The 4080-nt window shown below is 45.3% G+C and carries 2 protein-coding genes; both read right to left on the bottom strand.

The window, feature by feature from the left end; translation table 11 throughout:
• Nucleotides 1-470 precede the first annotated feature (470 nt).
• Nucleotides 471-1988 carry an AbgT family transporter gene (locus WAM07_RS11260; protein ID WP_422166911.1) on the bottom strand — a complete coding sequence of 506 codons (1518 nt, stop codon included), beginning with the start codon at nt 1986-1988 and terminating at the stop codon, nt 471-473.
• A 169-nt stretch (nt 1989-2157) separates the two neighbouring features.
• Nucleotides 2158-3726: a phytoene desaturase family protein gene (locus tag WAM07_RS11255; RefSeq protein ID WP_422166909.1), complete on the bottom strand. Its 1569-nt coding sequence runs from the start codon at nt 3724-3726 to the stop codon at nt 2158-2160.
• Nucleotides 3727-4080 lie beyond the last annotated feature (354 nt).

Here is a 4080-nt window from a genome sequence, read left to right as displayed (position 1 = left end):
CTGAACTGCTGCAAATTTGTAAAGATGCTGGTGTTGGAATCGTTCTCTGTTCCGATGCTCATAAACCGGATCATGTAGGGCACCGGTATGAAGAGGCCGTGGAGCTGGCAAAGTCTGCTGGATATGAGCAAGTCCACGTATTTACTAACCGTGAAGCCTCCGTCCACCCTCTTAAATAAATAGGAAAACCAAAAAGAGCCGGAGGGGGACGATGAAAACTCCTGTGGGATGAACATGATCGGTGAGATCCCGGAAGGCGAAGCCTGAGGAAGCTCACCACATGCCCGCGGAAAGCGAGCCGTTACCTGGAGCCCCTTTCTCCAGACAATATCTCGAAACTGAGTCTTACAGTAACCGACCCGTTAGTTTAATAAATTAACCATGGAAATTACCGACAATATTATAATGCTAATGAAAAAAGCAGACTTCCTCTCGCAGGAAGTCTGCTTTTTTAATCGTGAGTCGTCCTATTAATAACTGATAGGAGCTCCTGGACCTACCGGAATACCGAGTAGTACCCAAACCAGCAGCATAACTAGCCAAGCTAGTAGGAATGCGACTGAATAAGGAATCATCATTGAAATTAACGTTCCAATACCAAGTTTCTTATCATAACGCTGGGCAAAAGCTATAATTACCGGGAAATAAAGAAGCAGCGGCGTAATCATATTCGTCACTGAGTCTGCAATCCGGTACAGCAGCGTTGTAAACTCAGGAGAATAGCCAAGATTCATCATAATCGGAACAAACACCGGGGCTAAGATCGTCCATTTTGCTGAAGAACTTCCAATAAAGAAGTTCACAACCATAGTCAGCCCAAGGAACGTCAGGATAAGACCAATTCCATCGAATCCCGTAGAATTTAGGAAATCCGCTCCTTTAAAAGCGATCACAGTTCCGAGATTCGTTTCACGGAAATAAGCAATAAATTGACCGGCCGTAAAAGCCAGGGCAATATATCCACTCATGCTGGCCATTGTTTTACCTAACAGCTTCGTAAGATCCTTATCGTTTTTAATCTCTTTTACCACAATTCCATAAATCAGACCTGGAACAAGGAATAAAATGAAAATAACAAAGACCAGGGCATTAAAGAATGGTGAATCGATGTAAGCCCCGTCACCGCGCAGCGGGCCAAACGATAGATAGGCCATCAAGAGAAATGTAAATAGGAATCCTATACCAGCCAGACGCATCCCTCTTTTTTCAAGAGAGGTAAGCTCATCGATTTCTCCGTTTTCTCCCCCTTCATAACGACCTAATCGAGGTTCGACAATCTTATCGGTCACAAGCGTACCCACGATCGTCACCAGCAGAACAGACACTGCCGCAAAGAAGTAGTTCATGGTTACGGTAATCGTTTCCGCATAGGCAGGGTCAAGCGTTCGGGTGGCTTCAACGGTCAATTCCTGCAGCACGGCATCGGTTGAAGTAAGGGCCAGGTTGGCTCCAAATCCTCCCGATACACCAGCGAACGCAGCGGCCAGACCAGCCAATGGGTGACGGCCTAATCCTAGAAAAAGCACGGCGCCGAGAGGTGGAAGGACCACATATCCGGCATTGACGGCCACACTGGACATGACCCCGGCAAATACCAGCGCTGCCGTGAGTAAGCGATTAGGGAAAGAAAATACGATTCCTTTTAATGAAGAATTAATTAATCCGGTTTGTTCAGCCAAACCAATCCCGAGCATGGTTACGAGTACCGCTCCAAGCGGCGGGAATCCTATAAAGTTTTCAACGGCACTGTTAAAAATGTACTCCAGACCGCTTAGGCTAAGTAAATTTTTGACTTGAATGACTTCCCCTGTCGTAGGGTTCGTCACGGACACAGAAGAAAATATACCCGATATAATAACTACAATAAGAGCTAATATTGCAAACAGAAGAAGTGGAGACGGAAGCTTATTTCCGAGCCACTCAATGCCGTCTAATATTCGAAATAAAAATCTTCTTGATGACGAGGGTGTTTCTTTTTTCTCTGACATACACCAGACCTCCTTTTTAATGTTGATTGTTTAGGTCGGAATTTAATTTAACAAGTGTTCCGCTGAAAGTCAAAGCATTGAAATTAAATTGTAAAAAAGATGTACATACAAGCGTTTTAAAGCTCATCATGTAAGAAGCCCTGGAAGAATTTCTCCCAGGGCACGTTTCTTATAGTTTATCAGCAAGCAGCCATCCAGAAGTTCCGTTCAATCCACCTCCTGGCCAGGTTGCAGCTCCTACCATATATAAGCGATCAATCGGCGTCTTATAACGGGAATAGCCTGGAGTCGGTCGGAAAACGTAGTTTTGGAAGATATGATGACTTCCACTTATACTATCTCCACCAACAAGGTTCGGGTTATCCCCCTCTAGATCTGCGGGGGAGAGTACGGTCCTTTTTCGAATGGCGCGCTTACTGTTATGCGTGTATGCAGCCAGCTTTTCGATCACCCGGTCCGCATAAGCTTCTTTCATGTTGGTCCATTCATCTGGTTCAATTTCACCCAGCGCGTCTTTTTTCACGTGAGAAGGCAGGACCCTTACTTGAATCCAGAGCGTTGATTTCCCTTCAGGAGAGCGGGTGTCGTCCATAACATCCGGCTGACCGACGATTAGCAGGGGACTGTCAGGAAGCTCTCCATTCATAGCCTGCGTGTAAGTTCTTGCTAAGTCTTCGACATAAGGACCTATGTGAACGTAAGCAAATTCTGAGTATTTCTCTCCCGCTTTCCATTGAAGAGGTTCGTCCAGGGAGAGATGGATCATCATCGTTGCCGGTCCATAGCGGTAACTCTTGGCTTCTTGAAGATAGTGATCCGGTACCTCGTTTACGTCTAGCAGACGGTTCGCCATCTGGGTAGGTGTTACATTTCCTATAACAGCCTTTTCGGCTATGATTTCCTCTCCATTTTCGAGAACCACTCCATAGGCCTGACCACCTTCGACGAGTACTCGTTCTACGGATGTTTCTGTCCTTATCTCACCTAGCCGGATTTCAAGCATTTTGACCATGCTATCAATCATGTTCTGAATGCCGCCTTTGGAAAAAGCCATGCCATTGCGCTGATTCAAAATGGATTCTAAAAATGGAAAGACCGCTCCGTTAGAGACATCAGGACCAAAATCCAAATGAAGTCCCCAGGGGGCCACCATTGCTTTTACTTTATCGCTTTCAAACCAGTGATCTACAAATTCGCGGGGTGATTGCAACAAGTGGCTTCCCAGTTCCATCAGTCCATTTAACTTAAGCTGTTTCATGGACTTCAACACGTGCTTCCAGGCTTCATAGGAAGGAAGTTCCATCTGCATGAGCGGCATAAAGTGAGGAGTCGTTTGATCATAATAATGGCTCAGGTCCTTCCAGGCATACGTATCATCGGTCGAATGATAGGCGAGACTTTTAAACATTTCCTTACGATTCTGGTAAGCTCCTATCCCTGTATCATCAGGAAAGACGCTGGCGTAAGGCTTATCATTTACGACTGGTTCAAAACCAAAGCGCTGCATTTCTTCTTCGTATTCCTGATAAAATTGCGACCCTAAAAATAAACCAATATTCATCGCATATAAATCATGAATATAACCAGGCTCCGTCACTTCTCCGGACTTAGATGCGCCCCCGGGTTTCGAAGACTTTTCTAAGACCAGTACTTTCCACCCTTTTTCTGCCAGCTGGATAGCTGAGATTAGTCCATTATGTCCAGCACCGATCACAATAGCATCATATTTCTTGGTCAATTCATCTCCTCCTCTTCCTCTTATATAGAGAGTTTCGCTACTCTTCTGTTACCAAAAACAAGACGAATTAAACTTTTTTGTGATTCTATAGGACTAGGAATCTGTTCTAACAGAAAAGCTCCCTTTTCTGTTAGACTCAGTTTCGAGATAAATGGGTTATAAGGAAGGTCCTCCGGGGGACGATTTCGCTTTCCGTGGGCATGTGGTAAGCTTCCTCAGGCTTCGCCTTCCGGGATCTTACCGATCATGTTCATCCCACAGGAGTCTTCATCGTCCCCCTCCGGACCTTGCGATACAGAGAGCTCGAAATCATGTATGAAACGCTCTAAATTATGGTGGGGATAAACCTATAAC

The organism is Halobacillus sp. (assembly GCF_049282395.1).
Lineage (GTDB): Bacteria > Bacillota > Bacilli > Bacillales > Halobacillaceae > Halobacillus.
The sequence above is the reverse complement of the archived record's forward strand: the minus strand, read 5'-3'. Positions and strand labels throughout refer to the sequence as shown.

What these genes read in the sequence shown, in the direction of transcription:
- WAM07_RS11260 (WP_422166911.1), bottom strand. Translation starts at nt 1,988, where the DNA reads ATGTCAGAGAAAAAAGAAACACCCTCGTCATCAAGAAGATTTTTATTT.